This is a genomic window from Pseudoruminococcus sp., assembly GCF_047012705.1.
Classification (GTDB): domain Bacteria; phylum Bacillota; class Clostridia; order Oscillospirales; family Acutalibacteraceae; genus Pseudoruminococcus.
This window is the reverse complement of the sequence record NZ_JBKXNW010000001.1, coordinates 164,688-184,453: the sequence shown is the minus strand read 5'-3', so window position 1 is coordinate 184,453 and position 19,766 is coordinate 164,688. Positions and strand designations below refer to the sequence as shown.

The 19,766-nt window shown below is 34.5% G+C and carries 14 protein-coding genes; 13 read left to right on the top strand and 1 reads right to left on the bottom strand.

Annotated features, from left to right (window positions below; genetic code table 11):
* Positions 1–2: 2 nt before the first annotated feature.
* The 8 genes from ACLU24_RS00850 to ACLU24_RS00815 are packed head-to-tail and all read left to right on the top strand — an operon-like array spanning position 3 to position 9,290.
* Positions 3–857 carry a type II secretion system F family protein gene (locus ACLU24_RS00850; protein ID WP_412609510.1) on the top strand — a complete coding sequence of 285 codons (855 nt, stop codon included), beginning with the start codon at positions 3–5 and terminating at the stop codon, positions 855–857.
* 60 nt (positions 858–917) lie between these two features.
* Positions 918–1,232 (top strand): hypothetical protein, encoded by a 315-nt coding sequence (locus ACLU24_RS00845; RefSeq protein ID WP_412609508.1) that lies wholly within the window; start codon positions 918–920, stop codon positions 1,230–1,232.
* A 34-nt stretch (positions 1,233–1,266) separates the two neighbouring features.
* Positions 1,267–2,043 (top strand): prepilin peptidase, encoded by a 777-nt coding sequence (locus ACLU24_RS00840; protein WP_412609506.1) that lies wholly within the window; start codon positions 1,267–1,269, stop codon positions 2,041–2,043.
* Between the two features lie 15 nt (positions 2,044–2,058).
* Complete coding sequence (locus ACLU24_RS00835) at positions 2,059–3,408, top strand: WG repeat-containing protein (RefSeq protein WP_412609503.1); 1,350 nt, start codon at positions 2,059–2,061, stop codon at positions 3,406–3,408.
* 18 nt (positions 3,409–3,426) lie between these two features.
* Positions 3,427–4,095, top strand: a complete 669-nt coding sequence (locus tag ACLU24_RS00830) for a TadE/TadG family type IV pilus assembly protein (protein WP_412609500.1) — start codon at positions 3,427–3,429, stop codon at positions 4,093–4,095.
* 20 nt (positions 4,096–4,115) lie between these two features.
* Entirely contained in the window at positions 4,116–7,046 is a 2,931-nt protein-coding gene (locus ACLU24_RS00825) for a hypothetical protein (RefSeq protein ID WP_412609497.1), read from the top strand.
* Between the two features lie 2 nt (positions 7,047–7,048).
* On the top strand, positions 7,049–7,675 hold the full coding sequence (locus tag ACLU24_RS00820; protein WP_412609496.1) for a TadE/TadG family type IV pilus assembly protein: 627 nt from the start codon (positions 7,049–7,051) through the stop codon (positions 7,673–7,675).
* A 19-nt stretch (positions 7,676–7,694) separates the two neighbouring features.
* On the top strand, positions 7,695–9,290 hold the full coding sequence (locus ACLU24_RS00815; RefSeq protein WP_412609493.1) for a DUF6382 domain-containing protein: 1,596 nt from the start codon (positions 7,695–7,697) through the stop codon (positions 9,288–9,290).
* 759 nt (positions 9,291–10,049) lie between these two features.
* Here the strand turns inward: ACLU24_RS00815 and tsaD are convergent.
* Positions 10,050–11,057 carry a tRNA (adenosine(37)-N6)-threonylcarbamoyltransferase complex transferase subunit TsaD gene (gene tsaD, locus ACLU24_RS00810; protein WP_412609490.1) on the bottom strand — a complete coding sequence of 336 codons (1,008 nt, stop codon included), beginning with the start codon at positions 11,055–11,057 and terminating at the stop codon, positions 10,050–10,052.
* A 207-nt stretch (positions 11,058–11,264) separates the two neighbouring features.
* Here tsaD and ACLU24_RS00805 point away from each other — a divergent pair, with 207 nt between their 5' ends.
* From ACLU24_RS00805 to rpoB, 5 genes are all read left to right on the top strand, one after another.
* On the top strand, positions 11,265–11,831 hold the full coding sequence (locus tag ACLU24_RS00805; protein WP_412609488.1) for an RNA polymerase sigma factor: 567 nt from the start codon (positions 11,265–11,267) through the stop codon (positions 11,829–11,831).
* Entirely contained in the window at positions 11,821–13,347 is a 1,527-nt protein-coding gene (locus ACLU24_RS00800; protein WP_412609485.1) for a hypothetical protein, read from the top strand. Before ACLU24_RS00805 ends, ACLU24_RS00800 begins: the two co-directional genes overlap by 11 nt.
* Before the next feature lie 114 nt (positions 13,348–13,461).
* Positions 13,462–14,058, top strand: coding sequence for a 5'-deoxynucleotidase (gene yfbR / locus ACLU24_RS00795; RefSeq protein ID WP_412609483.1), 597 nt, complete (start codon positions 13,462–13,464; stop codon positions 14,056–14,058).
* A 212-nt stretch (positions 14,059–14,270) separates the two neighbouring features.
* Positions 14,271–15,503, top strand: coding sequence for an LCP family protein (locus ACLU24_RS00790; protein WP_412609481.1), 1,233 nt, complete (start codon positions 14,271–14,273; stop codon positions 15,501–15,503).
* 409 nt (positions 15,504–15,912) lie between these two features.
* Positions 15,913–19,761, top strand: coding sequence for a DNA-directed RNA polymerase subunit beta (gene rpoB / locus ACLU24_RS00785; protein ID WP_412609478.1), 3,849 nt, complete (start codon positions 15,913–15,915; stop codon positions 19,759–19,761).
* The last annotated feature ends 5 nt before the right edge of the window (positions 19,762–19,766 follow it).

The following is a 19,766-nucleotide window of genomic DNA, read 5'->3' as shown; positions in this document are numbered from 1 at the left end:
TTATGAGATTAGTAGAAATGATTATTGGAACTATATTAGCAATATTACTTATAGTACAAATATTAAGATCTGGCAAGTATAAAAAGATGACAGAAGGCTTGTCCGGAGATGACTACCCGCTTAAAGGTACATATGGTATTGGTTTTGCGTGGAGTTCTATGAAACTGTTTGCACTTCGTGACAGAATGAGAGAAGAACTTATTGGACAAGCAAAGCTTTTGCAAGACCCACAGTATGCAGAATATTACGCAGAGGTTGCATGGGCACAAGCAATAACCTTTGCACATATAAGTTTTACGCTTGGTTTTTTACTTAGTGGTATGTTTGATTTTACGCTTTTTGCATTTATAGGAATTGCCTTCGGAGCATTTAGTGTATATTATTTCTTGAATAATATGAAAAATATACTTAAAAAGAGAAGCGAGGAATGTGTCTATGAGCTTCCGGAAATAGTTTCAAATATTGCTTTACTTATGAATTCCGGTATGGTCCTTAAAGATGTCTGGCAAATTGTTGCTGATAGTAAAGAAGGAGAAATTTATACCCTTATGAAGAGTTCATGTGAGGATATGCGAAATGGTATGTCTGAGAAGGACGCTATATATAAATTCGGAGTCCTTTCAAATTCCGGAGAAATTAAAAAATTTACGAGTGCACTTATTCAGGGTATAGACCAAGGTAGCCGTGACCTTACTAATATACTTGCAGAGCAATCAGTAGAGATGCTTTCCTTGAAAAAACAAATTATGCTTCAAAAAGGAGAGGCAGCGGCTTCAAAACTACTGCTTCCGATTTCTCTCATATTCTTTGGCATATTGATTATTGTTCTTACAGCGGCATTTGGAATGTTAATATAGGTGATTTCGCCTGATTTCACCTTTATTATAAAATTTTTTAAAAGACAGGAGAGGTTATTCATGACTATCAGGCAGAACGTTGGTCTTTTTGCGTACAAGGCTCAGTACAAAGCAAAAGAGGCTATCAAAGGAACAACAAAGCGTATCAGCAATGTTACAAAGAGAATTATCAAAGATGAAAACGGAGATACAAACTTTATCTCAATCGCAATCATCCTTGTAGTTGTATTGGTTCTTGCAGGTGTATTTATTGCTTTCGGAAATCAGATTTTGAGCTGGTTCAATGGTACTGTTGCTAACTTCTGGGGCGGAAAGACACATAAAGATGCAAACAAAGGAAACGCTCAAGATGTTAGCGGAAGCATACTTAGCTAATTAATGAATTACTTGATGTTAAAGAGGTAGCGAAATGATATATGTTGTAACGGCTCTGTGTGCGGTGGTATCGCTTTTAAGTTGTATTTTGTCATTTGTTTACATAGACAAAAGAAAACTAAAAGATGCCGCCGAAGCGGTAACAGAAAAAAAAATTGAAACTTCAGACGATAACTGCAAAATGGATTTGTCGAAAGTAAATGCCGCTGAAAATGAGTCTCGCATAGGGCCGTTTACAGTAATTATATCTAAGCTTAAATCTTTATCAAAAAAGCAGTGGATATTCACTGTTTCGCTTGTGGTATTAACAACAGCAGAGCTTTTTTGGTCGATGCTGTGTTATAACCTAAGCGTTACATCAGAAATCAGGATAGCAGTTGCCGCAGAAATGCTTCTTGCGGCAACCGTTACTGATTTTTATGTAAAAAAAATACCTAACAAGTTAGTGCTTGCGGTTTATATAATAAGATGTATTATTTTCATACCTGAATATTTTATATATGGCGAAGATTTTTTCGCTGTGATGTTTTCAAGTGTAATTGGATTTGTTATATGTTTTGTAGTGTTTTTCTTAATGTCATTGATAACCAAAGGTGGCATAGGTATGGGTGATGTAAAGCTAATAAGTGCTATGGGTTGCTTATTAGGATTAACAGGAACATTTTATACGATTTTATTTGGAATGATTATCTGTATGTTTGCAGGTATAGGACTTATATTATTTAAGAAAAAGAAAATGAAAGATAAATTAGCTTTTGGACCGTTTATTTATTTCGGCTTTTTAGTTACTATTATTTTGGGAACATTTTAGTTGAGGATTGATATTATGAAGAAAATTATTGTTATAATTTGCCTTATTGCAATGATGGGATATGGTTGGTATTCATATGCTCAGACTTTTCTTGAGAAAAATGAAGAAAAAAGTCATGCCGAAGAACTTATTGCCAAAGCAGACGGTTATGTGGAAAAAAAGCTTTATCAGAGAGCAATTTATGATTATACAGAGGCAATAGAGACTCTTAACTCAGAAGATAACTGGAAAAAGCTTATTAATGCATATCAGAAAAGATATGAGGAAGATAATAGCATTTTATCAGATTACATATCAACTCTTAAATCTGCCGTAATTAATTTTCCGACTAACAGGGATTTTGTTGTTAAATTATATGATTTCTTTATAGATGAAAAAAATTATGAATCAGCATATAAATATCTTAATTATGCTGAGGAAAATGGTTTGACAGATGATGAGCTTAAAAATAAAAAATTAAGTGCCAGATACATATATTATGACTATAACTTAGGTTGTGATGAATATATTGGTTTGGTGAATAATGCATATACAGCAAGAATAGGAGACAAGTGGGGGGCATACAATACAGCCGGTTCTACTAAGATAGATTTTAAATATGAGTATTTAAGCCGCGGTGGATATAATAACACCAGAATTTATACTACAAATAAAGATAGCCGATTGATTAATGAAAAAGGAGTTGTTATGGGAATATTCCCTTTCAAAGTTACTGAAGCAGGAGTATATTCACAAGGCTATGTTGCTGTTAAACAAAATGACAAATATACATTTTATAATTCATTTGCGGAAAAAGCATTTGGTGATTACGATTACGCCGGTTGCTTTGTTAATAATAAAGCAGCGGTAAAATCCGGCGATAAATGGTTTTTAGTAAATGAAGAAGGTGAGACTGTAAGCGATGAATTTACTGATATTAAGCTTGCACCAACAGGTTCATATATTTCTGGTGATGTTATAATTGCTAAAGATAGCAATCAAAAATATAGTATGTATGATTCTGATTTTAATAAGATTGGAAATCTTGAGTGTGAAGATATGGATTATGCCGCAGACGCTACTCTTATAGCATTCAAAAATAATGGAAAATGGGGTTATGCAGATAAAGAAGGCAATATTGTTATTGAACCGGAATATGACAATGCGAAAAGTTTCAGCAATGGTTTAGGTGCTGTATGCAAAAATGGAAAATGGGGATTTATTAATGATAAAAAAGAACAGGCGATATATTACACTTTTATTGAAGCTGATTACTTTAATTCTGATGGTTCTTGCGTAGTAAGGAAATTTAATGAAGGTACCGATAATGATGAAAAAGATAAAGAAAAAATATGGTCGATAATTACATTAGAACTTGGAGTTTAATTTTTATAGGAGGATATTATGAAAAAATTAAGGGCTTATCTGAAAAACGATGAATCTGGTCAAATAATGCTCGAGGCTGTAATCATTTTTCCGCTAGTTCTTCTTATAATAATCACTATGTTAAGTTTAGGTTTTTTATTTTATCAAAGAACGATGCTTTCTTCAGTAGCATCAGAAACGGCATCAGCTATAGGGTCTTGCTATAAATATGACCAGGCCTTAGATGAAAGAGAAATTACCAATGGAATTGTAGATAATCTGCGAAAATATCGTATGTCATTACGATTAGAAACTATGAAAGAGCAGAATAAAAATAATGGAAATAAGTTTGTAAAATCCCGAATAGGGCTTTCTAACCTTGGTATTAACCGCAAAGACCCACAGATTGAATCAATTGATATAGTAGTTGATGATGTTGGAAGACTTCATGTTACCGTAAGTGTTTCTATGGAAACAGATTTTTTGTTTGATGATATTTTGAAATATTTAGATATTATAGACTCTTCTCCGAAATATACTGCCACATCAAGTGCAGAGATTATTGATATGACAGGATATTCTTCTTATGTATATTTTATAAAATATTTTTCAAAGAAAGCCGAAGATATAAGTAAGGTTGTAAATATTTGTGATGATGTTTATCAGACAGTAAATACAGTAAGAAGTTTATTTGGTATAGATAAATAAAATAATCAGGAGGAAATTCTATGATAAAGAAAAGCTTAAAGAAAAAGATTTTAAAATCATGCAAAGGTACATTAGCAATATTTTTATGTATTATTTCTGCACCATTTATGTTGCTTGCATATAGTCTTGTTGAGTTTTCGAGAATGCAGGGTGCAACTGAAAATATCAGTGAGATTACTGATATGTCTTCATTATCAACTTTATCAAATTACGATAGTTATTTAAAAGAAAGATTTGGGCTTTTGGCTTTATCACAGGATGATGATTTTAATTTACAGGATGAATATAATAAATATTTTAAAGAAAATATAAAAATGCTTGGTGGGTCAGTAGACTCGACATCAAAATCAAATGTTACAGGAAAATTAGCCTTAGGAGAAAAAAGTGATGGTACACTTAATGTATTAAAATCTCAGATTTTAGATTATTCAGAATCTACAGTTGCACTTGATATTATTAATGATGATTTAGGTCTTGAAAATTTATTGAAAAAGATAGATGATATTAATATTGTCGATGATTTGCTGAATTTTGGTAATATTTTTGGGGCTATGGCTAACGTTACAAATACTATAAAAACTATTATAGATACAGTAGATATAGTAAAAACTGCATGGGAAACAGTTTTAAATGATAATAAAGAAGTTCAGGAAATATGTGATGGTATTCAGAAAGAAATTAGAGAACTTTCCAATAAAGTATATAATAATTATAAAGATAAAATATCTAATGACGAAGATAAAGAGCAAACAGCTAATGATATTATAAAAGATTCAACATATCTTAATGACATTAAAAAAATATATGAAGATGAATCAAAACTTATAAAGTATTTAGAAGAAATAAAAAGTGAAATTTCTGGAACTTTAGATAATCTTGATACTAATATTAAAAATATTAAAGAAAATTGTGATAGCCAAATAGAAAATGGTCTTGAAGTAGTAGATAAATATAATAAAAAGAATAATAGTAATAGCAGTAGTAATAGTAGTAGCAGTAGTAACAGTAATAGTAATAATAGCAGTAATAATTCTGGAGCAATAGGTGATTCATTTTTTAATGATGTTTTTAATACTTCTAACTTTTTTGAATGTATGAAAACAAGTATTGATCCGATGACAGGCTTAGTAGGAAAAGTAAAAGAAAAATTGAAGAATCAATATGAGTTAAATTTGGATGAACTAATAAAATCTATAAAAGAAAATTTTAAAAATAAATTTGGAATAAATGATTATGATAAGTATCTTACAAGTGAAGCAACAGTTAAAAGTTCAGCTAAGGTATTTATAAAGGATGGAGTAATAGCGGTTATAGATAAAGCTCTTGGAAGCGGAAGTGTTACTGATGATTCTTTAAATATGGCTATTAATGAAATATTTCTTAAAGATGCAAGAAATATGTTAATCAAAGTGGCCAGCATAAATTTAGGCGATATATTATGGCAGGTTATTTGGGATTTTCTTAAAGATATAGTTGAAAATTTAAAGAAGGCAATAGACTGGATTTTTCAAATGGTTAAATCATTATCCAGTATGTTTGATATTAATTTCATATGTGATACGGACTTGAATTCTATTTTATCAGATGATATTTTAAGTGGTTTGAGTAAATATGATAATGAATATGAACAATTTTTTGAAGGTTTTCAGAACTTATATAAAGGATTAAATGAATTTTCTGAAATTGTAAGTCACCCGCTAATGGTTATAAGTAATTTAATAAAATTTTTTACTGCTATTGCAAGTGTTTTTAATGGTATAAAAAATATAATTACTTCTTTAGTAACAAGAGTTAAAAATACAGCTCAGCAAATAGCTGACCTTGTAAAGTCTATAAGTACTGGAAATGCTTTGAAAGATTTGTATGAAAATATGCTTATAGCTGGATATGCAACACATAATTTCCCAAATAGGACCACGAGAGAAAATAAAAGCACTATTAATAATCTTGAGGAACATATAGAATTAAATGGAACGGCTACCACTGGATATGAATATAAAAATATAAAAAATCAAAAATCTAATATGATTGAAGGTAATCCATTATTAAGTTTGGCTAGTAATCTGACAGAGACAGATGCCATATTAAAAATTTTAGATAATGCAAATACTGGTGGCGGTGACAGTACATTTGTTGGTGCGGAACTTGAGTATATTAATGTTGGAACAAAATCGGAAATTATAAATCAAATAGTTAGCTTTATGGATGTATATATGGAGCGACTTATATTTAATTTACCCGCATTACTTTTAGATAAAGAGGCTCTTACTCTTGCTGAAGAAATTGCAAGTGTTACATTTGGTATTGGTGGAGCAGCATATATGGCAATTATAATTTTGGGCGAACCATTGATTGATACAGTTTTACTGGTTAATAGCCCTAAATTTGAAACTTCATTAATCAAAACAAAATGCTATCTTACACCATCGGGTTTACCATCTTTGATAAAAGATTGTGGTACAATCGTGCAAGATAAAATAGGAAAAAATGGAAAAACGCTTAAATCAGTATTTAAAAGTTTATCTAAAGATGCTGGTGATAACATAAATAAATATGTTGATGAATATGAAAAATCAAAAGGAACGCCGTTATTAGAAAGCAAACAACCCCCTGCCGTAAGTACAAGAGCAAAGGTACAAGGATGGTTTGATGCGGTTATACCAAAGGTAGGCTATAATACCCATATGTTCTTGGTCTTATTTATAATAAGAAGTCAGAGACACACATTGATAAACATTGGAAATATGGTTCAGCTTGAAGCAATGAGCCATTATGATAAAAAAGATTATTCTATAAATAATGCATTTACAACTATTCATACGGAAACAGAAGTTAAGTATGGTAATTTGTTCTCTAATTTCCAGCTTAATGATAATCAATTATTATCTGATTTCAAGCTTGTTGATGAAAGCATAATGAAGAAAAAGTATGTGCAAGATAGGGGATACTGATTATGAAATATTCTGTTAAAAAAAATAATGATAATGGAACAATTTCATTAGAAGCTGCTATTATGATGCCAATGTTTATGTTTATTATTCTATTCTTATATGGATTGATTCTTATGTTTTCCGGTCAGCAACTTATAAATCACGCATTGATACAAAGTACCCAAAGTTTATCTATTGATTCATACGCAGGAGATAGTGTAAAATATGATAAAAACAACGAAAGCATAAGCTTAGTTTATAATCTTTATCAAGCTCTTGTTTCATATGACGGAAGTATGAATTTATTAGATAATTTGAATTTATATAATAAAGATAATTCAAATTTTCAAACAAATATAAAATGGTATAATCCAGGAACTAATACAGATAAACCATTACCGGTTATAAAACGGCGTTTTATAGGTTATCTTACCAATAATAAGGATATTACTGAAGGCGAAAAGGAAGCAGATGATATTCTTAAAAAATATGGTATAAAGGGTGGAATTGACTCTTTGGATTTTTCGGGTTCCGAAATTAATGGCAAAGATTTGATAATCAATGTTAAGTTTAAACAAGATTTTATATTTAATTTTAATGGCTTTGCATCTTTCGATAGAGAGATAACATTAAGAGCAAGAATGTGGTAAGTACGAGGAGCGATTTATAATGAATGAATATTTTTCCTATGAAAATTATGGAACAAATACATATCTGAAATTTACATTTCCAAAAGATTTAGAAGTAGATGAATTTACACTTGGAATGATAACAAACAATAAAATTGACGGCTTTTTACAGTCAATTTATGGAAGTATGGATGATACCAAATATATAAAATACAATATTTCTTCTAAGATAAGCGTTGGTCAATTTTTTTCAGGAACAGTAAATAAAAGAAAGCTTATAAGTGTTTTTCATGGAATATTATTAGCCTTTATTACAGCAGAAGATTATATGATTGAACCTAAAAATATAATTCTTGATTTAGATTATATTTTTGTTAATGTAAGCTCGTGTCAGGTAGAGATGGTTTGCTTACCGTGTGATATAAGTAAAAATGAAAATGATATGCTGTCGTTTTTCAAAAATCTAATATTTACGCTGAATTTTGATCAATCTGAAAATTGCGATTATATAGCTAAACTTATAAATTATTTGAATAGTGCAGGAACATTTTCCTATGCAGATTTTAAGAATGTGGTAGATAGTATATATGAAACACTTGCTCAACAAGATAATAGTGTAGCATATAATGTTCCAAGACAAGCTGCACCTATTCAGAATTCACAGATAACTAATAATGGTTCAGCACAGGGAGTTATTAAACAACCTCAGCAGTTATCAGGAGGTTATATGGCAACCTCAGGAATGCAAAATTCGTCTAATTCTGCAGCAGTAATGGAAAGACCTATTCAGCAGCCAAATATAAATGCCCAAGCGAATGTTCCTGTTTCTCAAACAAAGCAGCCTGTTCAGGCTATTCCTGCTGCACCTAAAGCAAAAATTCCTATGTCTCCGTCTGAAAATATGCCAATAATACAAAAAACAGACGAAAAGCCAATGACTATGATGTATCTTCTTCAGCATTATAATAAAGAAAATGCTGCCATATACAAAGCGCAAAAGCAGGCAAGAAAAAATGGAAATTCTATGCCGAATGCTTCACAGAACAATCCAGTTCAAACTCCAAATGTTGTAAAAAGTCCTGCCCAGCAAGCTGCACCTATAAAACCTATACCACAACAGCAAGCTGTAGGAAATACACCGAATATGATGTCAGGTTATCAAATATCGGCTCCTCAACAAAACAACAATACACAGGCATCTGCTCCATATAATCAGGAATTTTCAAAGATGAATTCTACCCAACCGGCTTTTGGAGATACAACTGTTCTTAATTCAAAACCAAGAGTAGGTGAAACTACTGTATTAAATATGAACGGTGGGGATGATTCCCAAGGTGTAAAATTAGCATATCTTATTCGCAAGAAAAATGGCGAAAGGATATCCATAACCAAAAATAGTTTTTATATAGGCAAAGAAAGAAGTTTTGTAGATTATTTTATAGCTGATAATCCTGCAATAAGCAGAAGCCATGCGAATATAATTACTAAAAATGGAGAATATTATATAGTTGACACTAATTCTACTAATCATACCTTTATAAATGGTGAAATGATACCAAGTGGAGTTGAAATCAAGTTGGAATCTGGCTGTGAAATTATGTTAGCAAATGAAAAATTTGATTTTCAGATATTGTAATATAGATTCTACAAGCTAAACCTTCTTAAAAGTGCTTTATTTGTATTATAAATAAATAAAAGGACTGCAAAAGAGAATAGGGGTAAATCTGTTTTTAGATTGATATATTCTTTATTAATAGATTTACAGAGCGGTATAAAATTGTCTATGTATCGATGGTAAAATTAACGATTGTTTAGTTTTTGCCCTTAACGCAGTATCATTTTTAAAATATTAATGTTATTATGGGTGTGTAGTCCGAAAACGGTTTACACACTCAATTTATTATTTTTAGATAAAATTTCAGTAATAAACAAACCTCTTAGATAGTTTATTTCTATTCTAAGAGGTTTGTTTATCTTTATCTTTTTTGTTAGGTTTTCGCATACAGTATGGGAGCGGATATTTATTATTTTTTTGGTGGTGTTCTATACATTCCTTGCAGTTTCCGTGCCGTTTGCAGTTTTTCCAACGACACTTACAGTCTTTGTTTTCCAAAGTATTCACTTCCTGAGATTAGTTTATGCCTTGGTAACATCAATTATACAATCAATAAATGTATTAACACAACAAAGGGATTTATCGATTAGGACTACTGAATTTTTTCTGTAAACTGTTTAAAATCATCTGATGATAACTTGTTAAAGTGTTTTTTGAATAATATTACAGATATAGCTTAAAAAATCAAAAAATAACACGGCATTAAGCTTTTAACTTAATGTCGTGAAAAAATTGAAGATTTTGTTGTAATATTTACGAAAATGGGAAAATTATAAATTTTTAATAATCTATGCTCATAGTTGCTCTTGCGTTAAGTTCCATACCTGCGGTATGACCAGCGAGAAACTCATAATATCCTTGAGCACCTACCATTGCGCCGTTATCTCCACAGAGGTTAAGCGGTGGATAATAATACTTCCAACCACGTTTTTCACATTCCTCTTGGAGTCTGCGCCTGAGTAATGAATTTGCTGAAACTCCGCCAGCCATAACAAGTTTATTGTAACCGAGGTCTGTTGCGGCTTTTATGAAATTTTCAATAAGGCAATCAGTAACAGCCTTTCGGAAAGAGGCACTCAAATCTTCAACTGAAAGTGTTTCACCCTTCTGTTCAGCATTGTGGATAAGATTTATTACAGCTGTTTTCAAGCCTGAAAAACTGAAATCATAAGGAGAACCGTCAACATGAGGGTGTGGAAGCTTAAAACTGAGAGGATTTCCGTTTTCAGCTTTTTTGTCAAGGTGGATGCCTCCGGGATAGGGCATACCCATTGTGCGAGCAGCTTTGTCGAACGCTTCTCCTGCGGCGTCGTCTCGGGTTTTGCCAATAATTCTAAGTGTGGTGTAGTCGATAACTTCAACTATATGACTGTGACCACCCGAAACAACAAGACAGAGAAATGGTGGTTTGAGATTTTCGTGAGCAAGATAATTTGCTGCGATGTGTGAGCGGAGATGGTGTACAGGTATGAGTGGCAATCCGGTTGCGAAAGATAAGCCTTTTGCAAAATTTACTCCGACAAGTAAAGCACCAATTAAGCCGGGGGCGTGTGTTACAGCGATTCCATCAAGTTCGTTAAGAGATACATTAGCGTCTTTAAGAGCTTTTTCGACAACACCGTTTATATTTTCGCAGTGCCGGCGTGAGGCTATCTCAGGAACAACGCCTCCGTATTTTTTATGTTCCTCGACCTGTGAAGAAACTACTGAAGAAATAACTTTTCTGCCATCTTCAACAACGGCTGCGGCTGTTTCATCGCAGGAGCTTTCTATTGATAAAAGTTTCATTGTAATACTCTCCAATTTAGTGATAATATAAATTATTATACTACTTTAATGCAAATAAGGCAACGAGGATTTTATTATGTTTAATGTTGAAAACTTTTAGAGAACATAATATAAAATTTTAAAAGATTTTTAGAAATTAATGAAACCAAATTTTATAAAAAGTTGTCTATATAAGTGAAAGGGCTCTTCAATAAGTGAGGTGAGAAAATGAATGATAAGCAAATAGTCGAGTTATATATGGAGCGTTCCGAAAAGGCTGTTAGCGAAACCTACGACAAATATTCAGCGTACTGCAATAGCATATCGTTTTCTATTCTGCAAAATTCAGAAGATGCGGAAGAGTGCGTCAATGATACATTTCAAAAGGCATGGGAATCCATTCCTCCAAGTAAACCAAACAATTTAAAAGCGTTCTTAGGTAAAATGGCAAGAAATATATCACTAAATAGATTAAAACATAATAACACTCAAAAAAGAGGTGCAGGACAAATAGATGTACTTCTTTCAGAACTTGAGGAATGTATTTCAGATAAATTTAGTGTAGAAAATGAGATTTACAGCAAACAACTTTCGCAATTGATAAATAGCTTTTTAGAAGGTTTAACAGCAGAAAAGAGAAAAATTTTTGTAAGCAGATACTGGTATACCCGTTCTGTAAAGGAAATTTCAGAACAATATGATATCAGTGAGGAAAAGATTAAATCTGTACTATTTCGTTTAAGAAAACAATTAAAAAGACATTTAGAGAAAGAGGGTATTATTTATGAAAAGTGAAGATTTACTTAAGGCCATTGGCGAAATTGATGAGAAATTTATTGAAGAAGCTTCCCCACAAGTAAAAGCAGGCAATGAAAATTTAAATACCTTGTCTAAGGAAACCGAAGAAAATAAAGAAAATAATGTTATAATACTTCCTAAAAATAAGTATAATAAGAATATTCTCAAAATAGTTGCTCCTATTGCTGCATGTATGTGTTTATTAACTGCCGCTGGATTTATAATGTCTGGCATTTCTAAACAGCAGATTAAAACAAATGATGATATGTCTTCTACTTTAAGCGTTGCAGGCACACAAAAGAATGGACTTTCTGAGGCTTCAAAATCAGCTTCATCAAGTATACAAACAAGTGGATTTGCACCAAGTTCACAAGCTCCTGCTTCAAGTAAAGAATCAAGCAATTCTGAAAGTTCTAATTCAGCAAAAACATCAAAACCATCCGACCAAGACGGTCATGATACTTACTTCTCTTCAAAATCTACAAAAATCAGTTCTTCCGATGTAAAAACAATTAAAGCAGGCATGACTTATGAGCAAATTATCAATCAGCTTGGTGAAACTGCAAACTTTGGACGACCAAAGATGCGTCAATATATCGTAGATGATAAATCGGTATTATCTTTGAGATTCAATGACCTGTCAGATGTTTGCAAAAAAACGGGTGATGAACTTCTGCAAGAGGCTGTTGAATATAAAGTGCCTGAAAGCATAAAAAATGAGCTGAATGGCAGTATATTTGCTATAGTTGTAGACGACAGGTTTATAAGCTGTGTTAATGATGACCCAAATAATTGCTACTCCATTGATTTATCCGATGCAGATATTAAATTTGCAAATGGAGAACCTGCCACTGCCGCTGACGTCAAGCCTATGTCAAGCGTTATTATCAGCAGTGATGTAGCTACGGACTCATATCCCGGAACTATGCACTGCACAAGTGTAATTATTGGATGCGAAACATATCATTCAGTTACTCTACCTAAACCGGATACTAACAATAACAATTCTTACTTCTCTTCAAATTCTACAAAGATTAGTTCTTCTGATGTAAAAGCAATTAAAGCAGGTATGACTTATAAGGAAATTATCAATCAGCTTGGTGAAACTGCAAACTTTGGACAACCAGGGATGCGTCAATATATCGTAGACAATAAATTGGTATTATCTTTAAGATTCGATAACCTGTCAGATGTCTGCAAAAAAACAGGCAAAGAACTTCTGCAAGAGGCTGTCCCATATAAAGTGCCTGAAAGCATAAAGGATAAGCTGAATGACAGCGTATACGCAATAGTTACAGCTGATAAGTTTATAAGCTGTGTTAATAATGACCTGAAGAGTTGCTACGAAATTAATTTATCCGATGCAGAGATTAAATTTGAAAATGGAAAAACTGCTACTGCCGCTGATGTCAAGCCTATGTCCAGAGTGCTTATCAGCAGTGATGTAGCTGCGGACTCATACCCAGGAATAATGCACTGCACAAAAGTAACTATACTCGATAGCAATTCATAAAACTAATTAAGATCCTTCAATAACTAAATAATGAACGGCTCATACCATTCTGTTGAACATTGACGAATATTATGTTATTATTATTGTAAAATAATGTTCAGAGAGGTTTTTGGTATGAGCTATTCTTTTTTTTCTACGCTTTCACGCCTTAAATACATAAATCGCTGGGGTTTGATGAATAATACAAGAAACGAAAATCTTAGTGAACATAGTCTTGAAGTTGCATTTATTGCTCATGCACTTTGTATAATTAAGAATAAGCGTTTCGGCGGAAACATTGATGCAGATAAAGCGGCAGTTTACGCAATGTTTCACGATTGCACAGAGATTATCACAGGCGATTTGCCAACACCGATAAAATATTCAAGCAAAAAACTGCGCGAGGCATATAAGGCGGTTGAGGAAGAAGCGGGCGAAAGACTTTTATCAACTCTTCCGGACGATTTGAGGGAAGAATATGAAAAATATTTTACAGTACAAGACGGCGACGAGGAGATATGGAAAATCGTAAAATCAGCAGATAGATTATCGGCGTTAATAAAATGTATTGAAGAACGCCGAATGGGTAATATGGAGTTTTTTAAGGCAGAGGAAAGTACCAGAAAAATAATAGAAGAAAATATGACGCCTGAGCTTGCAGAATTTATCAAAGAATTTATGCCTTCATATGGTTTGACGCTTGATGAGCAGATTAAAGGAGATAATGAATAAATCTACAACAATATAAAGGTTTAATACTTGGTATATTTTTTGTTGACGTCAGAAAGATTATATTGAGAATTTTTCTGTTAATATCGCCGATTTTTGCAGATTTCGTTGAATTTTACCGATATATAGGCTATAATGACAAGAATGGAAAGGTGTTTAGGCATTTTATCCTGTGTGGTTACATACTGCAACATTAGAAAGGTTGTGATGAATTTATGCAAGATAGTCACAAGAATGATGACTTTGAGGATATTTTCTCTGATTCGTCATATTCAAGCTATGATGATATAGACAATTTTCCGGTGGAGGTAAGAAATCGTCCCTCGGGTAATGCCCCAAAGAAAAATAAATCTCAGAAATTTAAGAAAATGTGGATTGCTAATATTGCAATCTGTCTTGTTTCAGTTATATTTATATTAGGTGGTTCGGCTTGTATATATGCTTATAGCTCAATAAGCCGTATAAACTATAATAAATTTCCAGAGAACAGCAGTTCGACCTCAAGCAAAAGCCCAAGCTCATCAACGGTAGAAAGCAGTACAACATCATATAATATGGGTACTATTCCTGATACCTTAAAATCAGATAATGATGTTCTTAATATTATGCTTTTTGGTGCGGATAAAAAAGTTGATGGCGAAGCTTATGGTCGTTCAGACTCTATGATTTTGCTTTCTATCAATAATAGAACAGGCGACCTCGTTATGACATCGTTCTTGCGTGATTTGTGGGTTGAAATTCCGGGATATTTTCCTCATAGACTTAATACCTCGTATGCACTTGGCGGAGCGGAACTTGCGATAGAAACTATCGAATATAATTTCGGCGTAGATATAGACAGATATGCGATAGTTGATTTTGATAGCTTTACAAATATTATCGACACTCTCGGCGGTATAGACCTTGAGCTTACTGACGAAGAAATTGATTATATTAACTGGCAGTGCTGGAAAAATAAGCAGGTAGAAACAAGGCACGAGATTACCGCAAAAGCTGGTGTTGTTCATCTTAATGGACGACAGGCGCTTTGGTATTCAAGAGATAGAGATAGTGCTGGTTCTGACTGGGATAGAACAAACCGCCAGAGAATCGTTCTTAATACGATTATGAAAGATATGAAACAATCCAATCTTGCACAGATTATGAGCATTATATATCAGGTCGGACCTATGATTGAAACAGACCTCGACAAGGGCGAAATAGTTTATCTTGCTCAGAATGCTTTGAATTATCTTAATTATGATGTTACCGCATCGAGCGTACCTGATTTGTCAGGCGGAAACTTCTCTTGCCCAAAGATTGACGACATGGATGTTGTTACAATCAACGATTGGGATGCAGAAAGAGCAAGAATCCAGATGGCTATTTTCGGAAGCTCAGATTATGAAGTTTCAAACAATTCATCAGAAGAAACAACTACTGACGAACAATACAACAATGCAGCTTAAATATTAAAAAAGAATCTCCTATGCTTACAGCTTTAGTAAGCGTAGGAGATTTTTCTTGTTTAAAATGCCAATATCAAGTTAAATTTATAACAACCCAGTCGGGTGTTTCTTAAGTAGCGGCGTTAAAATTCAAAATACTTTATTTAAATGAAATTGCATAAATTCTTAAAAAATGCAAAAAAATAAGGAAACTTTGCAAAAATGCTTGACAATAGCTTCCCACGGATTTATAATAATATACTGCACCATAATAGATAAATATTCCCTTTTTGTGTGCTTGACTACAAGATATTATCACATATTCGACAAAAAATCAAGTCTAATTTTTCAAAAATTTTTCTTTATGACTTTGCCGAATATAAAAGGGAAAGTTAAAGACGGTTAAATGATGAATGGAGTGATTGGCCAAATGGTAAATGTCAAACCTGTGCGTCTCGGAAATTCCGAGAGAATGAGCTTTGCCCGTATTGACGAAGTTATTGATATGCCTAATCTCATCGAGATTCAGAAGAATTCATATCAATGGTTCCTTGATGAGGGCCTGCGTGAGGTTTTCAGAGATGTTTCTGGTATTTCTGATTATACAGGTAATCTTACGCTCGATTTTGTTGATTATGAGCTTGATACCGAACACCCCAATTATAGTGTTGAAGAGTGTAAGGAGAGAGATGCAACTCATTCCGCGCCACTTCGTGTAACTGCGAGATTACACAATAAAGAAACAGATGAGGTTAAAGAAAGCCAAGTATTTATGGGTGATTTCCCTCTTATGACACCAAGCGGCACATTTGTTATCAACGGTGCTGAGCGTGTTATAGTTTCACAGCTTGTCAGATCTCCTGGCGTTTACTATAAGATGGAATATGATAAAACAGGTAAGCAGCTTTTCAGCTCAACAGTTATCCCTAATAGAGGCGCATGGCTTGAGTATGAAAACGATGTCAACGATGTTTTCTATGTTCGTATTGATAAGAACAGAAAGCTCCCTGTTACAACATTTATCAGAGCTTTAGGTCTTAGCTCCGACACAGATATTATAGATTATTTCGGTGCTGACGAAAGAATCCTTGCAACAATCGAAAAGGATTCATGCAGCAATACCGAGGAGGCTCTCAAGGAAGTTTATAGAAAGCTTCGTCCAAGTGAGCCACCGACAGTAGAAAGTGCTCAGGCACATATCAATGCACTTTTCTTCGACCCAAGAAGATACGATATGTCAAGAGTAGGTCGTTATAAATATAACAAAAAGCTTGGCATAGCAAATAGAATTGCTAATCAGAAGATTGCAGAGCCTATCGCAAACCCACTCACAGGTGAGGTTATGGCAGAGGCAGGCCAGGTTATCTCTCCTGCTCTTGCAAGAGAAATCGAAGATGCAGGCGTAAATATTGCTTTTGTTGAGCATATCGAGGGCAAAATCGTTAAGGTTATATCAAACGCAATGGTTGATATTTCCAAGTTCGTTGATTTCGATGCAAAAGAAGAATGCGACATTAAAGAGCGTGTTCGTTTTGCTGTTCTCAGCGAAATTCTTGGCGAGTGCGATAATGACGAAGAACTTAAAAAGGAAATCTGCCGCAGAAGAGATGACCTCGTTCCAAAGCACATTATCATTGATGATATTTTTGCAAGTATCAACTATATGAACTGCCTTGCAAACGGCATCGGTAATACTGACGATATCGACCACCTCGGCAACCGTCGTATCCGTTCTGTTGGCGAACTTCTTCAAAATCAGTTCAGAATAGGTTTCTCCCGTCTTGAAAGAGTTATTCGTGAGAGAATGACTCTTCAAGCTCAGGACCTTGAAAATATGTCCCCTAATGCACTTATCAATATTCGTCCTGTAACAGCTGCAATCAAGGAATTCTTTGGTTCATCACCACTTTCACAGTTCATGGACCAGAATAACCCTCTTGCAGAGCTTACACATAAGAGAAGACTTTCAGCTCTTGGTCCTGGTGGTCTTTCAAGAGATAGAGCAGGATTCGAAGTTCGAGATGTTCACTATAGCCACTATGGTCGTATGTGTCCTATCGAAACTCCTGAAGGTCCTAACATCGGTCTTATCTCATATCTTGCAACCTTTGCAAAGATTAACGAATATGGCTTGATAGAAGCACCTTTCCGTAAAGTTGATAAAGATAAGGGCGTTGTTACAAATGAAGTTGTCTATATGACAGCTGATGTTGAGGATAACTATATCGTTGCACAGGCTAACGAACCACTCGATGAAGAAGGACACTTCATTCACGAGAAAATCAACGGTAGATGCAGAGATGAATTCGTTGAAGTTGAGCGTGATAAAGCTGACTATATGGATGTATCTCCAAGAATGGTTGTTTCTGTTGCTACTGCAATGATTCCGTTCCTCGAAAACGATGACGCAAACCGTGCTTTGATGGGTTCTAACATGCAGCGACAGGCTGTTCCGCTTCTCGTAACAGAGTCACCTATCGTTGGTACAGGTATGGAATACAAAGCAGGCGTTGACTCAGGTGTTTGTATCCTTGCTTCCGAAGATGGTGTTGTTGAGAGTGTAAGTGCTGACCAAATCAAGATGAGATATGATTCAGGCAAGACTGAAACTTTCCACATTATTAAGTTTACACGCTCAAACCAGGATACATGTATCAACCAGATTCCAATAGTTGACAGAGGTCAGCGTGTTAAGAAGGGTGAAGTCCTTGCTGATGGTCCTTCAACAAATAACGGTGAAATCAGCCTTGGTAAGAACGCTCTTATCGGATTTATGACTTGGGAAGGTTATAACTACGAAGACGCTGTTCTTATCAGTGAAAAGATAGTTCGTGATGATGTTTATACATCAATTCATATAGAAGAGTACGAAACAGAAGCTCGTGACACTAAGCTTGGTGCTGAGGAAATCACAAGAGATATTCCTAATGTCGGCGATGATATGCTTAAAGACCTCGACGAGCGTGGTATTATCCACATCGGTGCAGAGGTTCACACAGGCGATATTCTTGTCGGTAAGGTTACACCAAAGGGTGAAACAGAGCTTACAGCAGAAGAAAGACTTCTCAGAGCAATCTTCGGTGAGAAAGCTCGTGAGGTCAGAGATACTTCCCTTAGAGTTCCTCATGGTGAATACGGTATCGTTGTCGATGTTAAGGTATTCACAAGAGAAAATAGTAAAGATGAGCTTCAACCAGGTGTAAATCAGGTTGTCAGATGTTATATCGCACAGAAGAGAAAGATTTCTGTTGGTGATAAGATGGCTGGTCGTCATGGTAACAAGGGTGTTGTTTCCAGAATACTCCCTGTTGAAGATATGCCATTCCTCCCAGACGGTACACCGCTCGATATCGTTCTTAACCCATTGGGCGTTCCTTCTCGTATGAACATCGGTCAGGTTCTTGAGGTTCACCTCGGATATGCTGCTAAGGCACTTGGCTGGAAGATTATGACGCCTGTTTTTGACGGTGCTCACGAAGATGACATCTTTAATATTTATAAGGATATAGAGAAAAAGGCGAAGGCAGGAGAATTGCCGCCGCCTGAGAATCCAAGCAAGATTGACTTTACAGAATGCTTCAAAAAGGACGGCATTATTACTAACGAGTGTAAGACAAGAATGCGTGACGGTAGAACCGGTGAGTGGTTCGATAACCCTGTTACAGTCGGTTATATGTACTACCTCAAACTCCATCACCTTGTCGATGATAAGATTCATGCTCGTTCTACCGGTCCATACTCACTTGTTACTCAGCAACCTTTGGGTGGTAAAGCTCAGTTCGGCGGACAGAGATTCGGTGAAATGGAAGTTTGGGCACTTGAAGCTTACGGTGCTGCTTATACACTTCAGGAAATCCTTACAGTTAAGTCTGACGATGTTGTCGGTCGTGTTAAGACTTATGAGGCTATCGTTAAGGGACAGAATATTCCTACACCTGGTATTCCTGAATCATTTAAGGTTCTTATTAAGGAACTCCAGTCACTTGCTCTTGATGTTAAGGTTCTCGATAAGGATAATAACGAAATCGACCTCAGACAAAACTTTGATGAGGACGATGATGTCGGTCTGAACGCTGATTCCGACTCCGAATTTAACGAGAAGAATGTCATGACCACTATGGATGGCTATATGCTCGATGGCGACGATGAGGACGAGGACAATATGTTTGACGAAAGAGGAATCGTAAACGATAAGGACGATGCCGATGAAGATATGTTCGGAGAGGATTCCGACTATGAAGGCGGCGACTTCTTCAGCGATTCCGATGATGATAAATAATCGAC